Genomic DNA, 23,788 nt, shown 5'->3' on the forward strand with positions numbered 1-23,788 from the left:
GTTTAGCCTTACATGAGGCAACCTCACATTAAGGGATCGGGGACGAGATGGAGCTCGGACGGGTCGGGGTGTGGACTTGGGGCTTCGACCGCCTGCCGTGGGCGCGGGTCGCGGACGCGGCACGCGAAGTGGAGGAGCTGGGGTACGGCACCCTCTGGTTCGGCGAGGGCACCGGACGGGACGCGCCCACGCAGTCGGCACTGCTGCTCGGCGCCACCCGACGCATCGTCGTGGCGCCCGGCGTCGTCTCCATCCCCCGCCACGAGCCCACCACCCTCGCCCGCGTCGAGCAGACCCTCGCCGAGGCGTTCCCCGGCCGGTTCCTACTCGGCCTCGGCGTGGGAGCGAAGATCATCACCGACGAGGTCGGCCGCCCGTGGAACTCACCCCTGGCGACGATGGCGCGTTTCCTCGAGGCGATGAACGCCGCGAGGACCACAGCGCCTGCGCCGGCGACACCCGCGCCACGAGTGCTCGCCGCGCTTGGACCCCGCATGCTCGAGCTGGCCGCGAAGCGCACGTGGGGCGCCCACCCGTTCCTGATGCCGGTGGAGCACACGGCGTACGCGCGCGAACGCGTCGGCCCGGAGGCGCTGCTCGCCGTGCACCAGAACGTCGTGCTCGACCCCGACCGGGCACGGGCCCGAGAGACGGCTCGTGCCGCGCTCGCCGCCTTCATCGCGAATGTGCACATCAACCCATCCCGATGGCGGGTGATGCAGCAGGTCGGAGGGCTCGACGAGTCGGACCTGGCCGGCGGTGGCAGCGACCGGCTCGTCGACGCGCTCACCGCGTACGGAGACGTGGATGCCGTGGTCGCGCGGGTGCGCGACCAGTTCGCGGCGGGCGCCGACCACGTCTGCATCTCGGTCACGACATCGGACGCGCATCCGGTCGTCGGTCTCCCGGCTCTGCGCGAGCTCGCCCCCGCCCTGCCGTAACCCCGCTCGGGTGGTGTGAGCGATCGTCTCCTGGGGCACACTCGGCCGGGCAGGTTCGGACGACGACGGAGGGACAGCATGGGCATCGAGAACCCGGACGCCGACGTGGTCGAGCAGTTGCAGAGTGCCGACGACGGCGACGAGCCGGTGGACGACCGGACGGACCTGCCGTCCGAGGCCGACCCGGCCGATGTGGCCGAGCAGCGCATCGCCGTGCCGGACGACGACGACTACGAACGTTGAGGGTTGCGGCCATTCGAGTGACCCCGGGACGCATGGTGGCGGCAGTGCGTGATGACGATCAGCCACTCCCTCACCCGATCGAGTGATCCTTGCGGCAGTCCATTCGAAGTACGCGCCACCAGAGCGGTGCTCTCCCGGACGCTATGGGCATCTCCGCAGGTAGAACGGATTTCTGATCAACTCCGCGACGGGCCCCCGGTGCTCGGCCTCCGGCGCTCGGCCCTAAAGTCTGCCCCCTCGGCCGGTGCGCCGATGCCGCCGCACGGAGCAGTCGGCATAAGCCGATTAGCCTAAGTGCAGCCCTCCTCCGGGCGTATGGCATCGTTCGCGCGGCGTGCTGCGGGAGGAGAACGGGTGAAGGTCGTCGCCGTCATCAACCACAAGGGAGGGGTGGGCAAGACCACCCTCACGGCCAACCTCGGCGCCGGGTTCGCGGCCCGGGGCCAGAAGGTGTTGCTCATCGATCTGGATGGGCAAGCCAGTCTCACGATCTCGTTCTTCACCCAGAGCGAGTGGACAGCTGAACTGCTGCCGGAAAAGACGATCAAGGAATGGTTCGATCGCATCGGGAGCGGCAACGAGGAGAGCCCGGCGAAGCTCGTCTCGACACCGCCCCGCGTGCAGGACAAGCTGGCCCGCGGCAGCGGCCGGCTCGACCTCATCGCCGCTCACCGCGACCTCACGGACGTGGAGACCAACCTCGCGGCCGAACTGCTCTCGGAACCGGGCCGGTTCGGTGAGCTGCACGGGGGCCTGCGTCAGATGCTCGCCCACGAGGACTTCGCCGAGTACGACACGGTCCTCATCGACTGCGCCCCCAACTTCGGGCTCATCGCCAAGAACGCCGTCGCCGCGAGCGACCTGCTGCTGATCCCGACGAAGCCGGACTACCTGTCCACCAACGGCATCGACTCGCTCGGCCTGAAGATCCGCTCGTTCGTCGAGGAGTACAACGAACACTCCTCGGTGCCCGTCGAGCGGCCCGCCGCGTCGGTCGTGTTCACGATGGTGCAGAACCAGAACGGCGTGCCGATCGAGGCGCAGCGCAGCGTGATCAGCCGGATCGAGGCGCGCGAGGTGCCCACCTTCGCCACCACGATCCGCGACAGCAAGGCCGTCTACGGCCCCGCGCCCGAGCACGGCGTGCCGGTGATCCTCGGCGGCACGGGGCGGGCGGCCACGCGCGAGCTGCGCGACATGGTGTCCGAGCTGTCCGGTCGGCTGGAGAGGATCGCGGCGTGACGCGACACGAGCCGATCGACGTCGAGTCGCTCCCCAGCTCCCCGCTCCCGTCCGCGCCGCTGGCGATCGCGCTGCAGAAGGCCGTCGCGCTGCTCGAGTCGCTCAGTCGTGAGCAGCTCGAGGACATCGCCTCCGGTGAGGGAAAGCTCGTCTACGAGCCGAGCGCGGCGCGTCAGATGCGCAGGCGCGAGGTCGTGCACCGGCCGTCAGGCGTCGACGTCGAGGCCGCGGCCGCCGACATCAACCGGCTCACCACGCCCGGCGAGGTGGCCGAGTACCTGCAGAGCCGCGTGGAGTTCACGGTGCCGGTGCTGAAGGAGATCGCTCGCGCACTGGGCCCGACCGTCAACAGCACGGGCCGCACGAAGGCCCAGCTGCGCCGCGACATCGTGGAGGGCACGGCCGGCTTCCGGGTGCGCGCCGCCGCCATGTCCGACGGCGCGTGGGCGAAGCCCTGAACCACCTTGGAGCCATAGTGCTGAGCACTATGGCTTCAAGGTGGTCAGCCCACCTTCTGTAGCACCCTCGGGAAGTAGCGGCCCGTTCTGGCCGCATAGGCGGCGTACTCCTCGCCATGCAAGCGCGCCAGCATCGGTTCCCGCACCGCGCGCACCTGGATCCGCACCGAGACGACCAGCAGCACGGCCGCCAGCACCCCGACCAGCGTCGGCACCATCACGAGCGTGCCCGCGGTGGCGAGCACGATCCCGGTGAGTCCCGGGTTGCGCATCCGAGAACGCAAGCCATTGCTCGCGAGCACCGGGTCGGCGGAGCCACCCCGGCGCAGCTCGAGCTGGGACGCGAGAACGAGCGCCACCCCGAGCAGGGCGAGCCCGGCGCCGATCACGACGACGCCGGGGTCGTCGAACAGCGCGATCGGGTCGATGACGTCGGCGGCGACCAGGAGCGGCGCCACGAGACCGAGCATCGTGGCACCGCCGTAGAAGACGCGGCCCCACCACGCGGCCGAGCCCCGCACGCGCTCGGCCTGCCCGATCGCGCGGCGGGCTGGCGAGGCGTGCAGCAGGCGGCGTCCGCCGACCGCGCCCAGCACCGCAACGAATGCGGCGATCGCGAGCGCCAGCCAGCCCGCGGCGTGGTGGTCCAGCACGTCCGCGAGCACCGTCCAGGTGGACCTGCCCGCGAGCTGCCCAGCGGCGTCCACCACGAGAATGCCGCCGAACAGGAAGAACAGCGCGGCTGCGCCGATCTGGACAGCGCGCTCGGGGAGCAGCCGCCCCAGCTTCCGCCCGACGACGATCGCCAGCGCGTCCGCGGCCACCATCCCGAGCGTGGAGCCGACCCACACGCCGAACCAGCCGTACTGCGTGGCAAGGGTGATCGTGGCGAGCATCGTCTTGTCGCCGAGCTCGGCGAGGAAGAACGCCACCGACGAGGTGAGGACGGCCGAGCCGGTGGCCCGCTCGGCCTTGGCCCGCTCGGCAGGGGTGAGCCGGTCGCCGCGCAGGGTCCACGCGCCGAACCCGACGAACGCGACGGCGGCCACGAGGGCGATCCACCCGGTGGGGAGCGCCGTGCCCAGCCCGTGCCCGACGGCGACGGAGAGCAGGTGCACCGCCGTGGTGGCGAGGGTGATGCCGATGAGCACCGGCAGCGCCCGGTAGCGCGTGGCGAACGCGAGGGCCATCAGCTGGGACTTGTCGCCGAGCTCGGCGACGAACACCACCCCGAAGCTGACGGCGAAGGCAAGCAGGAATCCGTCCATCTCGCGGTCGACGCTACGAGCGCTCCGCGCAGCGGCTGGACTGCAAAATTCGATTAGCGTGAGCTAACGACCCAGGTCGGGGGCGCTAACCGGAACGTTCGCGCCCTCGGGGCCACTGGTGTACCAATGGGCTATGAGCGCTCCGTCGACGGAGACCGACAAGCAACGGCGCCTGCGCGCGCGGCTCGCCGAGCTGATCGCCGCGATGTCCCCCGGCGAGCCGCTCCCCGCCGAGCGCGACCTGGCGCGCGAGCTCGGCGTCGCCCGGATGACGCTGCGCCGGGCCGTCGACGGGCTCGTCGCCGACGCGATGCTCGTGCGCAGGCAGGGCGCGGGCACGTTCGTCGCGCCCGCCAAGGTGGCCCATCGCCTCGCGGCCAACTCCTTCTCGGCCGACATGCGCTCCCGCGGTCTGCGCCCCGGCAGCCGCACGCTGCGGTCGGGCCGCGGCCCCGCCGGGGTCATGCTGGCCGCGCTGCTTGAGGTGCCGACCGGTACGCCCGTCCTGCACGTGCGGCGGCTGCGCCTGGCCGACGACGAGCCGATGGCGGTGGAGGACCTGCACGTCCCGGCCGACCTCGTGCCCGGCCTCAGCGGCGCCGACCTGGAGAACCGCTCCTACTACGAGCTGCTCGCCGAGCGCTACGGGCACCGCATCGCCTCCGGCACCCAGACCGCGGAGGCCGCGCTCACCGGTGCGGAGGACGCCGCCGTGCTCGGCGTCGATCCCGGATCGCCCGCGTTCTGCTTCGAGCGCACCTGCCGGGTGGACGGCGGGCGCGTGGCCGAGTTCGTTCGTTCGATCTACCGGGGCGACCGCTACCGGATCATGGCGGACATCTTCCCGTCATGAGCTGTTACCTTCCGTAGCTTGACGGCTACGGGGTGACCGACACTACAGTCCGACGCCTAGACCTCTGGTCTCAAAACGTCGGAGGGGAACCCATGTGGTCGATGCCCGGATCCCGAACGGCACGACGGAGCGCCGTCGCCATCAGCGCGGTAGCGGCTTTGGCCCTCGCGGGCTGCGGCGGCGATGCCGGCTCCGGCGGCGGTGACCGCACGCTGACCGTCTGGATCATGGAGGGCACCAACCCGGACGCCCAGCCGTTCTTCTCCGAGCTCTCCACGGCGTTCCAGCAGCGCACCGGCGCCACCCTGGACGTCCAGTTCGTGCAATGGGCGGGCGCACACGACAAGTTCGTCACCGCCATCGCCGGCGGCACCACGCCGGACGTCGCCGAGGTCGGCACCACGTGGGTCGCCGAGTTCGCCGACGCGGGCGCGCTGGCCGACCTCGCGCCCCGCGTGCGGGACGCGGGTCTCGCCGACGGCCTTGTGGACGGCCTGGTGGAGGCGGGAACGCTCGGCGACGCGCTCTACGGCATGCCCTGGTACGCGGGCGTGCGCTCGGTCATCTACCGCACCGACGTGTTCGCCGAGCTCGGCCTGGCGCCGCCCACCACATGGGACGAGCTCGTCGCCGTCGGGCAGCGCATCAAGGAAGCCCGGCCGGAGATGGTCCCGCTGCCGATCGCGGGCGACGACGAGTTCGTCGTGTACCCGTTCCTCTGGGGCGCGGGCGGCCAGGTCGCCACGCAGAACGGCGGTACCTGGGTCAGTGGGGTCGACTCGCCCCAGGCCCGTCAGGGCGTCCAGTTCTACGCCGACCTCGCGCTGAAGCACGGGTTCTCCACGCCCGCGGCCGCGAACTGGCGGGGCACCGACGTGTCCGACTCCTTCGCAAAGGGCCAGTCCGCGATGATCTTCTCCGGCAACTGGGTGCCGAAGGCGATCGTCGAGGACGCGCCCGACCTGCAGGGCAAGATCGGCGCGTTCCCGATCCCGGGCCCGACCGGCGGGCTCGCGCCGTCGGTGCTCGGCGGCTCACTGCTGTCGGTCTTCGAGACCAGCGACGACCAGGACCTGGCATGGCAGCTGGTCGAGATGATGGGCACCGGTGAGTTCGCCGCTAAGTGGGCACGGGAATCCGGCTACTTCCCCGGCACCACGGCGCTGCTCGACGAGGCCGTCCGGTCGCCGGATCCCCTGGTCGCGCCGTTCGCAAGGCAGATGGCCGAGTCCGGCCGCAGCGTGCCGGTCACCCCGACGTTCGGCCAGATCCAGGGCAAGAAGACGATCGCGGCCATGATGCGCTCCATCCTCACCGGCGAGGCCACCGTGGAGCAGGCAACCACCGCTGCGGCCGCCGAGATGAACCAGATCTTCGCCAGCGGCGCATGACCCTCGCCGAGCGCACCCCCCTCGCGACCGAGCCGCCACCTCCTGCCCGTCGGAGCAGGCGGGGCGGCGCGGGCGCTCGGCCGTGGCTGCTGCTCGCACCAGCGCTACTGGTGATGGGTGGGCTGCTGCTCTACCCGCTGCTGCGGGTGCTGGTGCTCTCGCTGCAGGACTTCGGGCTGCGCGAGCTCGTGTCGGGCCGCACCCACTGGGTCGGGTTCGACAACTACGCGGAGCTGCTCGGCAACACCGACCTGTGGGAAACGGTGCTGCCCAACACGGTGGTGTTCGCCGTGGTGGCGGTGGCGTTCACCGTGGTGTTCGGCACGCTGGTTGCGCTGCTGCTGGCCCGGCTCACGCCCGTCGTCCGTGGGCTCGTCACCACCGCGATCATGGTGGCGTGGGCGATGCCGGCCGTCACCGGCACGTACGTCTGGGTCTTCGTGTTCACGCCGGGCGACGGCATCGCGGTGCAGGCGCTCGACGCGCTCGGCCTCGTCGACGCCGCCACCGCCAACCCGTTCTCCGGGCGCATGTCGTTCTACGCCGTGGCCGCCCTCAACGTGGTGCACCACGGCTTCCCGTTCGTCGCGCTCACCGTGCTCGCCGGCCTGCTGACGATCCCACGGGAGCTCACGGAGGCGGCGATCATGGACGGCGCGGGCGCGTGGCGCCGGTTCTGGTCGCTGACGTTCCCGATGCTGCGGCCGGTGTTCGCGGTGGTCACCGTGCTGTCGACGATCTGGGACTTCAAGGTCTTCACCCAGATCTACCTGATGCCCGGCGGCGACGGCGTCAACCGGAACGTGCTCACGCTCGGCACGTGGTCGTACGTCGAGTCGTTCGCCCAGAACCGCTACGGCCTCGGCGCCGCGATCGCGGTGCTGCTCACCGCGCTGCTGCTGGTGATCACGGTTGCCTACCTGCGGCTGCTGTTCCGGGAGCGGGAGCTGTGAGGGCCGTGCTGTGAAGACTGTGGCGAAGGGGCTCGGCGTCACGGGGGTGCTCGTCTTCACGCTGTTCCCCGTCTACCTCATGATCGTCACGGCCCTGAACGGCGAGGCCGACGTCGGATCGCGCACGCTGTGGCCCGACGAGTGGACCGTGCGGAACTTCGCCTACGTCATCGGCGAGGGCGGCTTCGGCCGGTACCTGGCGAACTCGCTCGCCGTCGCGCTCGCCACCGTGCTGGCAGGCGGCCTGCTCGCGCTACTGGCCGCGGTGGCCGTGGCCCGGTTCCGTTTCCGGTTCAGGACGTCCGTGCTGGTGATGGTGCTGATCATCCAGATGGTGCCGGTGGAGGCGCTGGTCATCCCGCTCTTCATCCAGGCGCGCACCATGGCGATGCTCGACACGCTGGTCGGGCTCGTCGTCGTGTACCTGGCGTTCTCGCTGCCGTTCGCCATCTGGACGCTGCGCGGGTTCGTCGCTGCCGTACCCGTCGAGCTCGAGGAGGCCGCCTACCTCGACGGCGCATCGTGGGGCCGGATGTTCCGGTCGGTGCTGCTGCCGCTGGTGGCGCCGGGGCTCGTGGCCACGAGCGTGTTCTCGTTCATCGTGGCCTGGAACGAGTTCATCTTCGCGCTCACGTTCATGGCCGACGACCAGAACTACACGGTGGCCGTCGGCCTGCGCCGCTTCTTCGGGCAGCACGCCACCGACTGGGGCGCGGTGATGGCCGCCTCCACGCTGATCACGATCCCGGTGATGGTGTTCTTCGTGATCGCGCAGAAGCGGCTCACCGACGGCCTCGTCGCGGGGGCGGTCAAGGGCTGACTCCCCTCACATCGGGATGGGCGGCGTCACCAGCAACGGCAGGACGAGCCCGCCCAACACCCCGAGCACCACCGCGACGGCCGCGCACGTGTAGGCGGCGACGGCCGACCAGGTGCCGGCCGGTTGCAGTGCGACCGGATCGAAGTCGGCCCCGCGGAACGTGGGCGCGATCCAGCGCAGGTAGTAGAAGACGCTCGCGACCGTGTTGACGATCGCGAGGATTGCGAGCCACGCGAACCCACCGTCGACGGCGGCGGTGAACACGACGAGCTTCCCGACGAACACCGCGGTGGGCGGGGTCCCGATCAACCCGAAGAGGCAGACGGCAAGCGCGACGGCGAGCGCCGGGTTCCGGCGCGCCATGCCGCGGTAGTCCTCGACGGTGCGCGCGTGCGGGAACTCGGCCACCACGGCGAACGCGCCGAGATTCGTGACGGCGTAGCCGGCGACGTAGTAGAGCAACGCCGGCTGCGCCAGATCGGCACGGCCCGCGACGGCCACGACGATCAGCAGGTAGCCGACCTGGCTGATCGTCGAATAGGCGAGCAGCCGCTGCACGGTGGTCTGGAAGAACGCGGCGAGGTTCCCCAGCGTCATCGAGACGGCGGCCAGTACGGCGACGAGCAACGGCCAGTCGAGGGCATCCGCCGGGACCGCGACCACCAGCAGCCGGTACATCGCTACGAGGCCACCGATCTTGGGGATCGTGGTGACGATCGCGGCCACGGCGGGCGGGGTGCCGTCGGTGACGTCCGGGACCCAGAAGTGCCCCGGCACCCCGCCGACCTTGAACAGCAGCCCGGCGAGCACGGCGACGAGGCCCACCCCGGCCGCGGCCACCGGGGCAGCCGCCAGTCCTTCGCGGAGCGGGCCGTATCCGGTGGTGCGGCCGACGCCGTAGAGGATCGCGACACCGGTGAGCATCGCGACACCGAGGAACGCGCCGGACAGGTAGTACTTCATCGCGGCCTCGGTGCCGAGCGAGGTCTTGTCCCAGCCCGCGAGGGCGTAGAACGGCACGCTGGCCAGCAGGAACGCCGCGAGCAGCAGCAGGAGGTCGTTGGCGCCGCCGAGCAGGATCGTCCCCAGCGCGCCGAGCTGCACGAGCACCACGAACTCGGTCTCGCGCCGGTGCCCCGCCGTCGAGTCGACCGACAGCGCCAGCGCCACCAGCACCGCGACCAGCACGATCGCGCGCGTGGCGTGGGTGGGGATGTCGACGGCGTAGCTGGTGCCGAACACGAGCTCGTCGGGCCGGGTGGCCGCGACGGCGGTGGCGACGAGCCCGGCGAGGGCGGCGGCCGCGGCGAGCAGCCGCACGAGCCACTGCCGGTCCCGCGGCAACCACGCCCCCAACAGGAGCCCGACGACCGCCGCACCGAGCAGGAACAGCTCCGGCAGCAGCGCCGCCGGGTTCTCGTTCATGCCGTTCATCGGAGTCATCGGGCGACGAGCTCCACGAGCGCCCGCGACGCCGGCTCGATCACGTCGAGCAGGAACCGGGGCAGGATCCCGATCACCGTGGCCAGCGCCAGCAGCCCGACGATTGCGGCGGTCTCGCTGGGGTGCAGGTCGGCGAACGGTCGCGGCGTCCCAGGTGCGTCCGGCAGTCGTTCCGGCCCGAGGAACACCCGCTGCAGGGCGCGGAGGAACAGCGCGGCGGTGACGAGAATCCCGGCGACCGCGAGTGCGGTGGCGACCGGCGCGGACGCCAGCGCGCCGGTGAAGATCTGGAACTCGGCGATGAACCCGGCGAACCCGGGCAGGCCGAGCGATGCGAACGCGGCCACGGCGAACACGCCCGCGAACAGCGGCGTCCGGGCCGCGAGGCCCGAGTACGCGGCCATGTCATAGGTGCGGCCCCGGTCGTAGAGCACGCCGGTGAGCAGGAACAGCGCCCCGGTGATCAGGCCGTGGGCGACCATCTGGGTCACCGCGCCGGTCGTGGCCAGCTGCCGGGCCTGTTCGTCGGAACCGGCGAGGATTCCGGCCGCGCCGACGCCGAGGATCACGTAGCCCATGTGGTTCACCGACGTGTAGGCGATCATCCGCTTGACGTCGGTCTGGGCCAGCGCAACCAGCGCGCCGTACAGCACCGACACCACGCCGACGACCACCGCGACCACCGCGTACTGGCGCCACGCGTCGGGCAGGATCGGCATCGCGATCCGCACGAACCCGTACGTGCCCATCTTCAGCAGGATCGCGGCGAGGATCGCCGAGCCGGTGGCAGGCGCCTCCGTGTGCGCGGGCGGGAGCCAGGTGTGGAACGGCACCGTCGGCGTCTTCACCGCGAGCCCGACCCCGATCGCGAGCAGCGCCAACGCGGCCGCGGGTCCGCCGCCGGCGAGCGGATCCGCCGCGATGAGCTCGACGATGTCGAACGTGTGCGGCTCCGCCGCGAGGTACAGCACGATGAACCCGAGCAGCAGGGCCAGCGACCCGAGGAAGGTGTAGAGGAAGAACTTCAGTGCCGCCGCGCGGGCCCGCTCGCCGTGCCCCCACCCGGCGATCAGGAAGTACATGAACACGATCGACAGGTCGAAGAACAGGAAGAACAGGATCAGGTCGAGCGCGACGAAGAGCCCGAGCGACACCGCCTGCAGCGCGAGGAACAGCGCGACGTAGCTCTTCACCCTGCGGGTCTCCCGCAGCGCGAACACCGAGCACGCCAGGAAGAGCACAGCCGTGAGCGCGACGAGCGGGAGCGAGATCCCGTCGACGCCGACGTGGTAGGAGATGCCGACGCTCGGCATCCACGCCACCCGCTCCTCGAACCGGAACCCGCTGCCGGGCGCGAGCCACACCGCCACGACCAGCGCCAGGTCCACGGCACTGACCGCCACCCACGCGCCCGTGAAGACCCGCCGCGGCGCGGTGGCCGGCACCAGCAGCAGCGCCGCTGCCACCACCGCGGGCAGGAACACGATCACCGACAGCACTAGTGCCCCCCACCGGGAGTCCGTTGCGTATATCGGCGGATCCAGGTTTCCGCTGGGTGTGCCGGCGGGCCGGCCTCGTATTGGACATACTCGGCCGGTTCGCCGGTGCAGCCAGCGGAAACCTGGGCCGTCGAGATATGTGGCGGACTCCCGGTGGGGGGCACTATTCACCTCACGACGATCACGACGAGGGCCAGCACCGCGAGCGCGGCGGCGGCCTGGGCGTAGTACTGGTGGACCTGCCCGGTCTGCGGGCGGCGGGCGAGCCTGCCGAGGGCACGGGCACCGTCCGCGATGGCCCGCACCGCGCCGTCGACGGCCCCCTCACCCCGCCGATCCAACGCCCGCGCCAGGCCGACGGTCCCCCGCGCGGCCGCCGTCACGCCCCGGTCCAGGACGCGGTCGTCGAACCGGGCGAGCGCACGAGCGAGGGCGAGAACCGGCCGCACGACCACGACGTGCGCCATCCGCTCCACCCCGAGCCACGACGCGAGCAGCGGCGGAGCACCGATCCGATCCGCCAGCCGCCACGTGACGGCGGCAGCCGCGATCGCGAGCACCCCCGATAGCGCCAGCTCCCAGAGAGCGGGTGCGGAGGCGAGAAGGGGAATCCCGAGCAAGGCGGCGAGCAGAGCGAGCACGCCGAGCGGCACCGCACCGTTCCGACGAACGGCGCGTTCGTCGGTACCTATCCGACGAACGCGCCGTTCGTCGGAAGGGGATGGGGCTTCCGGCCGCCAGACCCACCACACCGCCTTCGCGCTGTAGATCGCTGAGACCACCGCTGCCGCGAGACCCACGGCGTAGAGGGCGGCGCTCTGCTCGAGGGCCGCGGCCAGCACCATGTCCTTCGTGACCCACAGGGAGAGCGGGGGGAGGCCGGCGAGGGAGGCGGCCCCGAGCGTGAACGTGACCCCGACCATGGGATAGCGGCGGGCCGCGCCACGCAGCTCGCCGAGCTGCTTCGTGCCGAGCAGGACGAGCCACGCGCCCGCGGCGAGGAAGAGCAGGCTCTTCGTCGCGGCGTGCGTCACCAGCTGCAGCGCGCCGCCGGTGACGCCGCCTGCGCCCGCGGCGAGCACCATGAACCCGATCTGCGCGCACGTCGAGGCCGCGAGCAGCTGCTTGAGGTCGGTCTGCGCCACCGCGACCAGCCCCAGCAGCAGGGCCGTCGCCGCGCCGACCCACGCCACGACCGGGGCGGCCCAGCCCGTGGCCGCGAGCAGCGGGTCCAGCCGCAGCAGCAGGTACGCCCCCGCCGCGACCATCGTGGCCGAGTGCAGGAGCGCCGACACCGGGCTCGGGCCGCGCATCGCCTGCGACAGCCAGAAGGACAGCGGCAGCTGCGCCGACTTCCCCAGCGCCGCGACGACCAGCCCGGCGGCCACGACGTGCAGCCACGGCCCGTTCGCGGTGGGCAGCTCGGCCAGCGCGAGCGACCCGACGCCGCCTGCGAGCGCGGCCCCCGCGGCGACGTAGAGGCCGACGTCGGCGAGCCGGGTGGTGAGGAAGGCCGTGTGCCCGGCCTCCACAGACTCCGGATCCCGCCAGTGGTACGCGATGAGCGCCCAGCTCATGGCGCCCATGACCTCCCATGCCATGAGCAGGACGGCAAGCGTGGTCGCGGTGACCGTCACCAGCATCGCCCCGGCGAAGAGCAGCATGAACCCGACGAACCGCGCCGTCCGCAGCTCCGCCTCACCCGCGGCGTAGGCGAGCACGGCGAGCGTCGCGCCTGCGACGGTGACGACCATCAGCGCGGAGAGCCCGTCGACGGCCAGCCCGGCGCGGATCCCGGCGACGAGCGGCGCATCGACGGCGGGGCGGCCGATGGCCGCGCCGATCGCGAAGGCCAGCGTGACCGCCGCGACGATCGCCCCCGCCACAGGCGCGATCCGATCGGCGCGCCGACCGGCTACGGCGAGGAGCGCCCCCGTGAACAGGGGCACCGCGACCAGCCACCACAGCATCGGGTCAGCCCTTCAGGTCGGCGGCGTCGTCGGTCATGTCCACCTGCCGGGCGCGGTAGATGGCCGTGACGACGGCGAACCCGACCGCCATTTCGACCGCCATCACGGTGATGATCACGACGATGAGCACCTGGCCGTCGGTGCCGGCCGGCGAGACGTAGAACCAGAACGCGGCCGCGGCGACGATGACGCCGTTCAGCATCAGCTCGAGGCCCATCATCAACATCACGATCGACTGCTGGGACAGCGCCCCGTAGAGCCCGATCGCGAACAGCCCCGCCGCGAGCAGCAGGAACAGCTGCAGTGTCATCGCTCGTCCCCGTAGCGGCCGCGGTCGGTCGACAGCACAACGGTGGCGACGATCGTGGCGAACAGGCCGACGCCGAGCGTCATCATCGTGAGCATCTGCCCGCCCATCAGGGCCTCGCCGAGCGCGAACGTCGGGTCGGGCGGTGGCTCACCTTCCCGGGTGGGCCAGTCGACGAGCAGGATCCCGGCCGCCAGCACGACGAAGGTGCCGATCGCGATCGCGGCGGATCCGACCTTGTTGTGCACCATCGTCATCGGCATCAACCCTGCCGGGTTCATCATGAACATGATCATGAAGACGGCCATGATCACCATCTCGATGACCATCATCAGCGCGGTCACGACGCCGAGGTAGCCCAACCCGAGCAGCAGCACGAGCGCCGCCACCGCGAGGAACGACGCGAGCAGCGCGAACGTCACCTGCGCCATCGAGTCCAGCCGGAACACCAGGTACCCGAACACCAGCGCGGCGGCCGCCAGCACCCAGAACAGGACCACGTCCATCACGCACCCCCCAGCACGACCAGCGCCACCGCCAGCGCCTGAGCGATGGTCAACGGGATCAGCACGACCCATGCGAACTCGACGTAGCGGTCCATCCGCACGGTCGGGAACCGGTGGCGCAGCCACAGCAGCAGCGCCAGCACCGCCGCGGTCTTGACCGCAACCCACGCCCACGCCGGCAGGAACGGCCCCGCTCCCCCACCGAGGAAGAGCGGCACGGCCATGGCCGCGGCGACGACGAGCAGCAGCCATCGGCCGCCTGTGAACACCAGCCGGTCGACGCCCGACAGCTCCGCGGCCGCGCCCCCGGCCACGTCCGGTCCCACCGGCGCGTCGAACGGGCCCCAGAACGCCATCGCGGCCGCCGACATCAGGTACACGACGAACGCCACCGGCATGATCACGACGAACCACATGTCCTGCTGCGCCTCGACGATCGTGGTGAGGCGCAGGCTCTCCGCGCCCAGCGCGGCCGTGATGATCGCGAACATGTGCGGCAGCTCGTATGCCAGTCCCTGCGCGACGAACCGGTAGCCGCCCACCAGGCCGAGCGCGCTGTTGGAGCCCCACCCGACCATCCACACCGCGGCCCATGCCATGACCTCCATGGCGTTGAACCAGACGACGCCGACGGAGAGGTCGGCCACCGGGCGCTCCCCCAGCGGCAGCACAGCGGCCGCCAGCAGCGCGGCGATCGGCAGGACGGCTCCGCCGATGCGCCCCAGCACGCCGTCGCCCGCGACCGTGCGGCGCCGCTGCCCGACGAGGAGCCGGGCGGCCTCGCGCCCCGGCGCGGCGAGGGCAGCGCGCCCACCCGCCAGCGCCGCATCCCCGACGAGCGTCGCCCACGTCGCGAGCCCCAGCAGCACCGGCAGAAGCAACGCCGACCACCACGGGAGCGCGACCGGATCCGGCACGACCGGCATCTCACCCATGCCCGGCCTCCGTCCCCGCCTCCGCGCGGTCGGTGTCGGGATCGAGGGTGGCCACGATCAGCCGGGCCGCAGCGAGCTCGGCTCCAACGAGGAGGTCGCCCAGGCCCGCACTCCCGACCGCGCGAGGCGCCGCCGGCAGCGCCGCCTCGATCGCGGCCAGCCGGGCCGCCAGCAGTGCCGCCACGTCCGTTGGGCCGGCCGGGATGCCCTTGATCAGCCAACGAAGGGTTCGGGAGCGCCGGACGCGGCGCAGCAGCGCACCCACCTCCGCCTCGACCCGATCGCCGGCGAGCGCCGCATCGCGCAGCCTGCGCGCCTGCCCCGCCGCGCTCGGCCAGCCCGCGACGCCCAGGAACCGGGCCAGCCCGTCCAGCTCCCGCGCCGCGACGCTCGGCCACTCGTACGGTTCCGTGTGCCTGGCGTCCAGAACCTCGGCCGAGGCCTCCTGGATCACGTCGCCCTGCAGCGTCAGCCGCACCACGAGCCCGGCGGGCCAGTCCGGCAGCACGGGTCCGAGCGGGACGTGCAGCCGGTCGAGGGTCAACCCATCGCGGTCCGGCCCCAGCTCGGCCATCGGCAACCCGGCGACCATCCCGCCGTGCCCGTGGTGGTGGCCGCCGTGCCCGCCGCCGTGGCCTGCGTGGTCAGGCGCGGCGTCGGCCCCGTGCTCGCCGTGGTTCCCGTGCTCAGCGTGGTCCCCGTGCTCAGCGTGGTCCCCGTGCTCGGCGTGGTCCCCGTGCTCGGCGTGGTCCCCGTGCTCGGTGTGGTCCCCGTGCTCGGGTCGTGAGTGGATATGCGCGCCATGGCTCGCGTTTCCACTCACGACCTGGGTGCGCTGGTGCCCGGCGTCGGCCAGGAGCGCAGCCGCCGCGTCCAGGCGCTCGTCGACATCCCCCGGCGCTGCTGCCCCGATCCGGGCTCGCGGCGCCGGGACCTGCTCCCACACCGCGTCGACCACCGCGGCGAGCTCGGGGCCGGGCATGCCGGCGACGGCGAGGACATCGGCGTCGGCAGGCCCGGGCGCGACCGGCCACCCGCGCCGGGCGAGCGCGGCCTCCAGCGCGAGCCGCACGCCGGTGGCGCCGGGCACTGCCACGACGAGGACGTGGGGGCGTCGGGCCGCCACCCGGAGCAGCAGGGCGGTCAGGTCCACCGCAGCGCTCCCTCGCGCCATGCGTAGAGCACCCCGGCGAGCAGGATCCCGAGGAACAGGAACATCTCGATCACCGCGGCCGCTCCCACCCGGGACACGACGAGCGTCCACGGGTACATGAAGAGCATCTCCATGTCGAAGGCAAGGAAGACCATGGTCACCGGGTACCAGCGCACGTGGAACCGCGAGACGGCGTGCTCCTGCGGCGGCAGCCCGCCGGCGAAGGCCCCGACGACCTGCGGCGGCCGCACCGCGACCAGCGCCGACAGCGCGTAGCCGGCCATGACGAGACCGCCGCCCGCGACGAGCACCACGAGCAGCGGGCCGAACTCCCCCACGATCATCCCTCCTCGGTACCCGTATGGGGTGTCGGATACTCGTCGATCCGCAACCTGGTGTCCAGCCCGGGAGCTTTCGATCACCTGGCCCGATAGGGGGGCATAGTATTGGAGCCTGTGCCTGAGGAGGACGGATGCAGGGCTACACCCAGGACAAGGACGCCTACCTGAAGCGCCTGCGGCGCATCGAGGGTCAGGTCCGCGGCATCGCCAAGATGGTCGAGGACGACAAGTACTGCATCGACGTGCTCACCCAGGTCTCCGCGGCCACGAAGGCCCTCGAAGCGGTGGCGCTCGGCCTGCTCGACGAGCACCTGCGCCACTGCGTCGCACAGGCCGCGGCCACAGGTGGCGAGGTCGCGGAGCAGAAGGTGGCCGAGGCCAGTGCCGCGATCGCCCGCCTCGTGAAGTCCTGAGGGCCTACCCCTAGCCCCGAGGGGTATCTGCCCCGCAACTGTACAGGCCGGCCGGCGTGACCACCATCACAGCGGTCGACTGTTGATGGGGTACCCCCCTAGGGTATGGTTCTCCGTGTTCGGAGAGGAGCCCGGGATGAACGGCTACGCCCACGACAAGGACGCCTACCTCAAGCGGATGCGCCGCATCGAGGGGCAGGTCCGCGGGATCGCCAAGATGATCGAGACCGACCAGTACTGCATCGATGTGCTCACCCAGGTCTCCGCCGCCACGAAGGCCCTCGAGGCCGTGGCGCTCGGCCTGCTCGACGAGCACCTGAAGCACTGCGTCACCCAGGCCGCCGCCGAGGGCGGCGCGGTGGCGGACCAGAAGGTCGCCGAAGCCAGCGCCGCCATCGCGCGGCTGGTCAAGTCCTGACAACGCTGACAACCCCCGAAGAGAAGGAGCAGTAGATGAGCGAGAACACCTACACCGTCACCGGCATGACCTGCGGCCACTGCGTCGCCTCCGTCACCGAGGAGATCAGCGAGATCGACGGTGTCACCGACGTCGCGGTGGACCTGCCCACCGGCGCCGTCACGGTCACCAGCAGCAAGCCCGTCGACAGCGCGGACGTCCGCGCGGCCGTCGAGGAAGCCGGATACCAGCTCGCCGGCTAGCGCCGGCCGGAGACCAGGAACTGACATGAACACCATCGCGAAGCTCTCCGCCTACGGTGCGGCGCTCGTCCTGCTCGTCGCAGGTACGTTCGCCGTCGGCACCGCTGTCGGTCCCCTTCGCCCCGTCGCCCCGAGCGACGTGGCACCGTCCGGTGTTGAGGCCGCCGGGCACGGGGACGCACACAGCGGCACCGTCGCGGAGGCCGCAACCGACCAGCCCGCCGGGCTGGCGTCGAGCAGGGGCGGTTTCACCCTCACGCCCACCGACTCGACGCCGGAGGCGGGATCCTTCTCCTTCCAGATCACGGGCCCCGACGGGGCGCCCGTCACCGCGTTCGACGTGGAGCACGACAAGCGGATGCACCTGATCGTCGTGCGCCGCGACACGACCGGCTTCCAGCACGTGCACCCCGAGATGGCGCCCGACGGCACCTGGAGCGTCCCCTTGACGCTCCCGGCGGGCGGCTCGTACCGCGCCTTCGCCGACTTCGCCCCGACCGGCGGCGAGGGCACCACGCTCGGCGTCGACGTCGCCGTGCCCGGCACGTTCGAGCCCGTCGAGCACGCGCCGACCCGCACGGCTCAGGTCGACGGGTACACCGTCGAGCTCGCCGGCGAGCTCGTGCCCGGCCGCGCCTCCCCCGTCACCCTGACGGTGAGCAAGGACGGGCGACCGGTCACCGACCTGCAGCCCTACCTCGCCGCATACGGCCACCTGGTCGCGCTGCGGGAGGGTGACCTCGCCTACCTTCACGTCCACCCGGACGGGGCACCGGGCGACGGGGTCACCCCGGCCGGTCCGCAGATCGAGTTCGTCGCCGAGGTGCCGAGTGCGGGCAGCTACCGCCTGTTCCTCGATTTCCAACACGACGGCGTGGTGCGCACGGCAGAGTTCTCCGTGCCCACCGGTCCCGCGCTGCCGGACGCCGTCGCCGAAGCCCCGGCCCACGCCGATGACGGCCACGGCCACTGATCGCCGGAAGGAGGCTGGACGATGAGCACCACGATTCCCCTCACGAGCGTCGAGCTGGCGATCGGCGGCATGACCTGCGCGTCGTGCGCCAACCGGATCGAGCGCAAGCTGAACAAGCTCGACGGCGTGACCGCCACCGTCAACTACGCCACGGAGAAGGCGCGGGTCGAGGCCCCTGCCGGCGTCGACCCCGCCGTGCTGGTGGCCCAGGTCGAGGCGGCCGGCTACACCGCCGAGCTGCCCCGGCCGCCCGCGGCCCGCAATGATGATGAGGCCCCCGAGGACGATTCGACCCGCCCGCTGCGGAACCGGCTGATCACGAGCGCGGTCCTCGCGGTGCCGGTCATCGTGCTCTCGATGATCCCCGCCCTGCAGTTCACGTACTGGCAGTGGATCGCGCTCGCGCTCGCGGGGCCGGTCGTCACGTGGGCGGCGTGGCCGTTCCACCGGGCAGCGTGGGCGAACCTGCGCCACGGCGCCGCCACGATGGACACCCTGATCTCGATGGGTGTGCTCGCGGCGTTCGCATGGTCGTTGTACGCCCTGCTGTTCGGCACGGCGGGGATGCCCGGCATGACGCACCCCTTCGAGCTGACGATCTCGCCGAGCGACGGGGCCGCGAACATCTACCTGGAGGTCGCGGCCGGCGTCACCACGTTCATCCTGGCCGGCCGCTATTTCGAGGCCCGTTCGAAGCGGCGGGCCGGGGCGGCGCTGCGGGCGCTGCTCGAGCTGGGCGCTAAGGAGGTCGCCGTGCTCCGGCACGGCGCCGAGGTGCGCATCCCGATCGAACAGCTGGCCGTCGGCGACCGGTTCGTCGTGCGGCCGGGCGAGAAGGTCGCCACCGACGGCGTGGTCGACGAGGGCACCTCGGCGGTGGACGCCTCGATGCTCACCGGCGAGTCCGTGCCGGTCGAGGTCGGACCCGGCGACGCGGTCGTCGGCGCCACCGTCAACGCGGGCGGCCGGCTCGTCGTGCGCGCCACCCGGGTCGGCGCCGACACCCAGCTCGCGCAGATGGCGAAGCTGGTCGAGGACGCCCAGAACGGCAAGGCGGCCGTGCAGCGCCTCGCCGACCGCATCTCCGGGGTGTTCGTGCCGATCGTGATCGCGCTCGCCGTGGCCACCCTCGGGTTCTGGCTCGGCACGGGCGCCGGCGCCGCGGCGGCGTTCACGGCCGCGGTCGCCGTGCTGATCATCGCCTGCCCCTGCGCGCTGGGGCTCGCGACGCCCACCGCGCTACTGGTGGGCACCGGCCGGGGTGCCCAGCTGGGCATCCTGATCAAGGGCCCGGAGGTGCTGGAGTCCACCCGCAGGATCGACACCATCGTGCTGGACAAGACGGGCACCGTCACCACCGGCCGGATGGAGCTCGTCGCCGTCCACGCGGGCCGCGGGGTCGACGAGCACGAGCTCCTGCGGCTGGCAGGCGCGCTGGAGGACGCCTCCGAGCACCCGATCGCCGCGGCGGTCGCCAGGGGAGCCCGGGAACGCGTCCGGACCCTCCCGGCCGTCGAGGGCTTCTCCAACGTCGAGGGCCTCGGGGTGCAGGGGATCGTCGACGGGCGCGCCGTGCTCGTCGGGCGGCCCGCGCTGCTCGAGCAGTGGAGCCAGCCGCTCGACGCCGACCTCACCGCGCACCTCGAGGCGGCGCAGGCCGACGGTCGCACCGCGATCGCCGTGGCATGGGACGGCGCGGCCCGCGGGGTCCTGGTGGTGGCCGACACGGTGAAGCCCACGTCCGCGGAGGCCATCGCGCAGCTGCGCGCGCTCGGGCTCACCCCGGTGCTGCTCACCGGCGACAACGAGGCCGTTGCACGCGCCGTGGCCGCCGAGGTCGGCATAGAGGAGGTCGTCGCGGAGGTCCTGCCGGCCGACAAGGTCGACGTGGTCAAGCGGCTGCAGGACGACGATTGGGTCGTCGCCATGGTCGGCGACGGGGTCAACGACGCCGCCGCGCTCGCCCAGGCCGACCTCGGGCTCGCGATGGGCACCGGCACCGACGTGGCCATCGAGGCCAGCGACATCACGCTGGTCCGCGGCGACCTGCGCGCCGCGGCCGACGCGATCCGGCTCTCCCGCCGGACGCTGCGCACGATCAAGGGCAACCTGTTCTGGGCGTTCGCCTACAACGTCGCCGCCCTGCCGCTCGCCGCGGCCGGCCTGCTCAACCCGATGATCGCCGGGGCGGCCATGGCCTTCAGCTCGGCGTTCGTCGTGGCGAACAGCCTCCGGCTGCGCCGATTCCGCTGACCGCAGTGGGGTCGGCCCGGGTGAACCGGGCCGACCCCACTGCGTCATCCGAGCTGGGGCATCATGGGGCGCGGTGAACACGGGAACGGGAGCATCCGCGGCGGGCGTCGTCCGCCTCGTTCTGCTCGCCATGGCCGCCACCGGCTTCCTCGCCATGCACGGTGTGGCGGCCACGGACCCGGCGGCCGGGCACGTCAGCCCTCTCGACTCCCACTCGCTCGTCGCGCCGGCCGAACCCGCCATGGCGATGCCCGATGCCGGCCCGGAGACGATCGCGTGGTCGGGCGACGCAGGCCATCACCACCACGACGACATGGCCGCCTGCGCGTTCATCCTGCTGACCGTCCTCGCCGGCGTCGTGCTGCAAGCCCTCGGCGTCACATCGGGCAGCGCGTTCCCGAAGCTCTCGGCCCTCGTCCGGTCGAGGCGGGCGCCACCGCGCGCCCCACCCCTTCCCCTGTTCCTCTCCCTCTGCGTGTTCCGGCTGTAAAGAGCGCGCGCCCCGCGTTCCTTCCAACCTTCTTCCGCAGAGGAATCACGCATGTCCACCATTCGCAGGTCCACCCGTGCAACCGTGGCCGGCGCGGCGCTCGTCCTGTCCGTCACGCTGTCCGCCTGCGGCGGCGGCACTGCGGCGCCCACCGCCGCTCCCACCACGACCGAACCGCCGGTCTCCGCGCCTGCCGATGCCGGCGCGCAGCACAACGACACCGACATCCGCTTCGCACAGATGATGGTCCCCCACCACCAGCAGGCACTCGCCATGGCCGAGATGGCGGTGGAGCGGGCGGAGAGCCCTGACGTCAAGGCACTCGCCGAGCAGGTCAGGGCGGCACAGGACCCGGAGATCGCCACCCTGAACGGCTTCCTGGAGAGCTGGGGCATCCAGCCCATGGACAGCGGCATGGACCACTCGGGGATGGGTCACTCCGGGTCCGGCGGGATGATGACCCAGGGCGACATGGACTCGCTGGGGGCCGCCAGCGGAGCCGCCTTCGACAAGATGTTCCTCGAGATGATGATCGTGCACCACGAGGGCGCCGTCGCCGAGGCGGAGCGCGAGGTGGCCGGCGGGGCGAACGCGCAGGCCAAGGAGCTCGCCTCCCAGATCATCAGCGGCCAGACCGCCGAGATCGAGCGGATGCAGCAGATGCTGGCCTAATCGCCCTGGAGGATCGACTGCAGGGTGGCGCCCAGCACGTCGGGCGCCACCTCTGCGTCGAGCCTGCCGCCGCTGACCTCGTCGGCGGCGGCGTGCACCGTGGCGTAGAAGGACGCCACGAGCCACGGCCCGGGCAGGTCGGCGCGGAACACGCCGTCGGCCTGCCCGCGTGCGATCAGGCGCTCGACGTGACGGGCGACTCGATCGTGTTGCTCGCGCAGGGCCTCGGGGCCCAGCTCGGCGAGGGTCACGGAACGCACCGTGCGATGCCGGTCCAGGATCTGCCATGACGTGTGGACCAGTCGGTCGAGCGCGACCCGCGGCGGGTCGTCGTCGAGGCGGAGGCCGGTCAGCGCCTCGTCGGTCTCCGCCATCACCTTGCGGACGACGGCGTCGAGGAGTGCCTCGCGGGACGCGAAGTGCGCGTACAACGTCACGCGTCCCACGCCCGCGGCCACCGCGACCTCGCCCATCGACGGCAGCGTCCCACCGCAGAGCAGGTCACGGGCCGCCGCGACGATCGCCGCCACGTTGCGCTCAGCGTCGGCCCTGCGCCGCCGTGGTTTCTCGGTGATCGGGTCCACCGAATCAGTGTCCCTGAGCGTGCCCGTGTCCGTGCCCGGCGACGGCATGCGGCTTCCCACCGGGCACGAGCCCCAGCGCGACCACGGCCGCCACCGCCGCGACGACGGCGCACACCACGTAGCCACTGGTGAACCCGCTCGTACCGGAACCGGAGATGCTCGCCGCGGCGACCGTCGAGACGAGCGCGACGCCGATGCTCCCGCCGAGCTCGTGGAACGTGTTGACCACGCCGGACGCGACCCCCGCCTCGTCGCGCGGCACGTTCGCGAGCGTCGTCGTGGTGGCCGCGACGAACACCGGTCCGATGCCGAAGGCTGCCAACACGAACCCGGGGAGCACGGCGGCCAGCACCCCGTCGACGGCGGGGGCCTGGGTCAGCACGGCCGCGCCGACGGCCGTGAGCAGGAGCCCACCCACCGCGACGGGGCGGCCGCCGACCCGCCCGATCAGGTGGGCCCCGAGCTGCGCGCCCGCGGTGATCCCGAGCGCGACCGGCAGGAACAGCAGGCCGGTGGCCAGTGCACCCAGCCCGCGTGCGTGCTGCACGTAGAGCGAGGTGAGGAAGAACAGCCCGAGCATCAGCCCGGTGGCCACCAGCATCAGCAACGTGCCGGACACGACCGGCCGGCGCGCCAACGTCTGCGGGCGCATCAGCGGGACCCGGACCCGGGACTCGACGGCGACGAACACGGCGTAGCCGGCAACCGCCGCCACCAGCGCGCCGAGGGTGAGCGGCGCTCCCCATCCGGCGTCGCCCGCGTGCACGACGCCGTAGATCAGCAGCGCCGTGGCCGCGGTGACCGCGAGTGCGCCCGGCACGTCGACCGGCTGCCTCGCGCCTGCCGTGACGTCCGGCCGGACGAGGCCGGGGACAAGCGCCAGCACCACGAGGCCGACCGGCACGTTCACCCAGAAGACCCACTGCCATCCCGGTCCGGCGGTCAGCAGGCCGCTGAGCAGCACGCCGGCGGCGGCGCCCGCGCCGCCGATCGCCGCCCACACGCCGAGCGCCCGGCTGCGGTCGTTCCCGTCGAAGGTCGTGGTGATGACCGCGAGCGCCGCGGGCGAGAGCAGCGCCGCGCCGACCCCCTGCGCGGCGCGGGCCGCGACGAGGACGGCACCCGAGGTGGCCAGGCCGCACACCAGCGACGCCACCGTGAACACGGCCAGCCCTGCCAGCAGGGTGCGTCGCGCGCCGACGACATCGGCAAGGCGCCCGCCGAGGATCATCAGACCCCCGAACACCAGGGTGTAGGTGGTCACCACCCAGGTCAGCGCCTCGCGACCGAGCGCGAGGTCGGCGCCGATGCTCGGCAGCGCGACCTGCACCACGGTGATGTCGACGATCAGCATGAACTGCGCGAATGCGAGCAGGGTGAGCATCAGCCAGCGGCGGTTCATCGCCGCACCTCCAATAAG

At 72.1% G+C, this 23,788-nt stretch carries 26 protein-coding genes; 15 read left to right on the forward strand and 11 right to left on the reverse strand.

The genetic code is table 11. The features are described from left to right. The first annotated feature begins 47 nt into the window (after positions 1 to 47). The 4 genes from K1T35_RS38405 (at position 48) to K1T35_RS38420 (ending at position 2,884) form a co-directional block, all read left to right on the forward strand. On the forward strand, positions 48 to 941 hold the full coding sequence (locus tag K1T35_RS38405; RefSeq protein ID WP_220256605.1) for a TIGR03620 family F420-dependent LLM class oxidoreductase: 894 nt from the start codon (positions 48 to 50) through the stop codon (positions 939 to 941). A gap of 78 nt (positions 942 to 1,019) precedes the next feature. Beyond that, a complete protein-coding gene (locus K1T35_RS38410) occupies positions 1,020 to 1,184 on the forward strand; it encodes a hypothetical protein (protein ID WP_220256606.1) in 165 nt (54 codons plus the stop codon). A gap of 354 nt (positions 1,185 to 1,538) precedes the next feature. After that, positions 1,539 to 2,426: a ParA family protein gene (locus tag K1T35_RS38415; RefSeq protein WP_220256607.1), complete on the forward strand. Its 888-nt coding sequence runs from the start codon at positions 1,539 to 1,541 to the stop codon at positions 2,424 to 2,426. Next, positions 2,423 to 2,884 carry a hypothetical protein gene (locus tag K1T35_RS38420; protein ID WP_220256608.1) on the forward strand — a complete coding sequence of 154 codons (462 nt, stop codon included), beginning with the start codon at positions 2,423 to 2,425 and terminating at the stop codon, positions 2,882 to 2,884. The genes K1T35_RS38415 and K1T35_RS38420 overlap by 4 nt, the downstream gene beginning before the upstream one ends. Before the next feature lie 44 nt (positions 2,885 to 2,928). Here the strand turns inward: K1T35_RS38420 and K1T35_RS38425 are convergent, their stop codons facing one another. After that, complete coding sequence (locus K1T35_RS38425) at positions 2,929 to 4,152, reverse strand: TMEM165/GDT1 family protein (RefSeq protein WP_220256609.1); 1,224 nt, start codon at positions 4,150 to 4,152, stop codon at positions 2,929 to 2,931. A 133-nt stretch (positions 4,153 to 4,285) separates the two neighbouring features. On the opposite strand from K1T35_RS38425, the gene K1T35_RS38430 reads away from it, so the two are divergent. The 4 genes from K1T35_RS38430 to K1T35_RS38445 all read left to right on the forward strand — a co-directional run bounded on the left by K1T35_RS38430 (position 4,286) and on the right by K1T35_RS38445 (position 8,169). Continuing rightward, positions 4,286 to 5,005: a GntR family transcriptional regulator gene (locus tag K1T35_RS38430; protein ID WP_220256610.1), complete on the forward strand. Its 720-nt coding sequence runs from the start codon at positions 4,286 to 4,288 to the stop codon at positions 5,003 to 5,005. Positions 5,006 to 5,232: 227 nt separating this feature from the next. After that, positions 5,233 to 6,396 (forward strand): sugar ABC transporter substrate-binding protein, encoded by a 1,164-nt coding sequence (locus K1T35_RS38435; protein ID WP_220256611.1) that lies wholly within the window; start codon positions 5,233 to 5,235, stop codon positions 6,394 to 6,396. Further along, positions 6,393 to 7,349, forward strand: a complete 957-nt coding sequence (locus tag K1T35_RS38440) for a carbohydrate ABC transporter permease (RefSeq protein WP_220256612.1) — start codon at positions 6,393 to 6,395, stop codon at positions 7,347 to 7,349. Before K1T35_RS38435 ends, K1T35_RS38440 begins: the two co-directional genes overlap by 4 nt. A gap of 10 nt (positions 7,350 to 7,359) precedes the next feature. Next, positions 7,360 to 8,169, forward strand: coding sequence for a carbohydrate ABC transporter permease (locus K1T35_RS38445; protein WP_255621193.1), 810 nt, complete (start codon positions 7,360 to 7,362; stop codon positions 8,167 to 8,169). A gap of 6 nt (positions 8,170 to 8,175) precedes the next feature. On the opposite strand, the gene K1T35_RS38450 is transcribed toward K1T35_RS38445, so the two are convergent. From K1T35_RS38450 to K1T35_RS38485, 8 genes are all read right to left on the reverse strand, one after another. Continuing rightward, a complete protein-coding gene (locus K1T35_RS38450; protein WP_220256613.1) occupies positions 8,176 to 9,594 on the reverse strand; it encodes an NADH-quinone oxidoreductase subunit N in 1,419 nt (472 codons plus the stop codon). Positions 9,595 to 9,608: 14 nt separating this feature from the next. After that, the gene (locus K1T35_RS38455) at positions 9,609 to 11,111 is read right to left on the reverse strand and encodes a NuoM family protein (protein WP_220256614.1); all 1,503 of its coding nucleotides are present in this window, start codon (positions 11,109 to 11,111) and stop codon (positions 9,609 to 9,611) included. Positions 11,112 to 11,278: 167 nt separating this feature from the next. Beyond that, a complete protein-coding gene (locus K1T35_RS38460; protein WP_220256615.1) occupies positions 11,279 to 13,081 on the reverse strand; it encodes an NADH-quinone oxidoreductase subunit L in 1,803 nt (600 codons plus the stop codon). A gap of 4 nt (positions 13,082 to 13,085) precedes the next feature. Next, positions 13,086 to 13,391 carry an NADH-quinone oxidoreductase subunit NuoK gene (gene nuoK, locus K1T35_RS38465; RefSeq protein ID WP_220256616.1) on the reverse strand — a complete coding sequence of 102 codons (306 nt, stop codon included), beginning with the start codon at positions 13,389 to 13,391 and terminating at the stop codon, positions 13,086 to 13,088. Continuing rightward, positions 13,388 to 13,894 (reverse strand): NADH-quinone oxidoreductase subunit J, encoded by a 507-nt coding sequence (locus K1T35_RS38470; protein ID WP_220256617.1) that lies wholly within the window; start codon positions 13,892 to 13,894, stop codon positions 13,388 to 13,390. The genes nuoK and K1T35_RS38470 overlap by 4 nt, the downstream gene beginning before the upstream one ends. Further along, the gene (locus K1T35_RS38475; protein ID WP_255621194.1) at positions 13,894 to 14,829 is read right to left on the reverse strand and encodes a complex I subunit 1 family protein; all 936 of its coding nucleotides are present in this window, start codon (positions 14,827 to 14,829) and stop codon (positions 13,894 to 13,896) included. Before K1T35_RS38475 ends, K1T35_RS38470 begins: the two co-directional genes overlap by 1 nt. Further along, complete coding sequence (locus tag K1T35_RS38480; protein ID WP_220256618.1) at positions 14,822 to 15,982, reverse strand: hypothetical protein; 1,161 nt, start codon at positions 15,980 to 15,982, stop codon at positions 14,822 to 14,824. Before K1T35_RS38480 ends, K1T35_RS38475 begins: the two co-directional genes overlap by 8 nt. Next, positions 15,973 to 16,326, reverse strand: a complete 354-nt coding sequence (locus K1T35_RS38485; protein ID WP_255621195.1) for an NADH-quinone oxidoreductase subunit A — start codon at positions 16,324 to 16,326, stop codon at positions 15,973 to 15,975. The genes K1T35_RS38480 and K1T35_RS38485 overlap by 10 nt, the downstream gene beginning before the upstream one ends. Positions 16,327 to 16,454: 128 nt before the next feature. Here K1T35_RS38485 and K1T35_RS38490 point away from each other — a divergent pair, with 128 nt between their 5' ends. The 7 genes from K1T35_RS38490 to K1T35_RS38520 all read left to right on the forward strand — a co-directional run bounded on the left by K1T35_RS38490 (position 16,455) and on the right by K1T35_RS38520 (position 21,784). After that, positions 16,455 to 16,736 (forward strand): metal-sensitive transcriptional regulator, encoded by a 282-nt coding sequence (locus K1T35_RS38490; RefSeq protein WP_220256619.1) that lies wholly within the window; start codon positions 16,455 to 16,457, stop codon positions 16,734 to 16,736. A 136-nt stretch (positions 16,737 to 16,872) separates the two neighbouring features. Next, complete coding sequence (locus tag K1T35_RS38495; protein WP_220256620.1) at positions 16,873 to 17,154, forward strand: metal-sensitive transcriptional regulator; 282 nt, start codon at positions 16,873 to 16,875, stop codon at positions 17,152 to 17,154. Between the two features lie 35 nt (positions 17,155 to 17,189). Further along, positions 17,190 to 17,396 carry a heavy-metal-associated domain-containing protein gene (locus K1T35_RS38500; protein ID WP_220256621.1) on the forward strand — a complete coding sequence of 69 codons (207 nt, stop codon included), beginning with the start codon at positions 17,190 to 17,192 and terminating at the stop codon, positions 17,394 to 17,396. A gap of 25 nt (positions 17,397 to 17,421) precedes the next feature. Next, the gene (locus tag K1T35_RS38505) at positions 17,422 to 18,369 is read left to right on the forward strand and encodes a hypothetical protein (RefSeq protein ID WP_220256622.1); all 948 of its coding nucleotides are present in this window, start codon (positions 17,422 to 17,424) and stop codon (positions 18,367 to 18,369) included. 21 nt (positions 18,370 to 18,390) lie between these two features. Beyond that, positions 18,391 to 20,622 (forward strand): cation-translocating P-type ATPase, encoded by a 2,232-nt coding sequence (locus K1T35_RS38510; RefSeq protein WP_220256623.1) that lies wholly within the window; start codon positions 18,391 to 18,393, stop codon positions 20,620 to 20,622. 73 nt (positions 20,623 to 20,695) lie between these two features. Next, the gene (locus K1T35_RS38515; RefSeq protein ID WP_220256624.1) at positions 20,696 to 21,112 is read left to right on the forward strand and encodes a DUF6153 family protein; all 417 of its coding nucleotides are present in this window, start codon (positions 20,696 to 20,698) and stop codon (positions 21,110 to 21,112) included. A gap of 51 nt (positions 21,113 to 21,163) precedes the next feature. Continuing rightward, complete coding sequence (locus K1T35_RS38520; protein WP_220256625.1) at positions 21,164 to 21,784, forward strand: DUF305 domain-containing protein; 621 nt, start codon at positions 21,164 to 21,166, stop codon at positions 21,782 to 21,784. Here K1T35_RS38520 and K1T35_RS38525 read toward each other — a convergent pair. After that, positions 21,781 to 22,368, reverse strand: a complete 588-nt coding sequence (locus tag K1T35_RS38525) for a TetR/AcrR family transcriptional regulator (RefSeq protein WP_220256626.1) — start codon at positions 22,366 to 22,368, stop codon at positions 21,781 to 21,783. The genes K1T35_RS38520 and K1T35_RS38525 overlap by 4 nt on opposite strands. Before the next feature lie 4 nt (positions 22,369 to 22,372). Further along, positions 22,373 to 23,770 carry an MFS transporter gene (locus tag K1T35_RS38530; protein WP_220256627.1) on the reverse strand — a complete coding sequence of 466 codons (1,398 nt, stop codon included), beginning with the start codon at positions 23,768 to 23,770 and terminating at the stop codon, positions 22,373 to 22,375. Positions 23,771 to 23,788: the final 18 nt, after the last annotated feature.

This window comes from Pseudonocardia sp. DSM 110487 (genome assembly GCF_019468565.1).
Taxonomy (GTDB): Bacteria; Actinomycetota; Actinomycetes; order Mycobacteriales; family Pseudonocardiaceae; genus Pseudonocardia.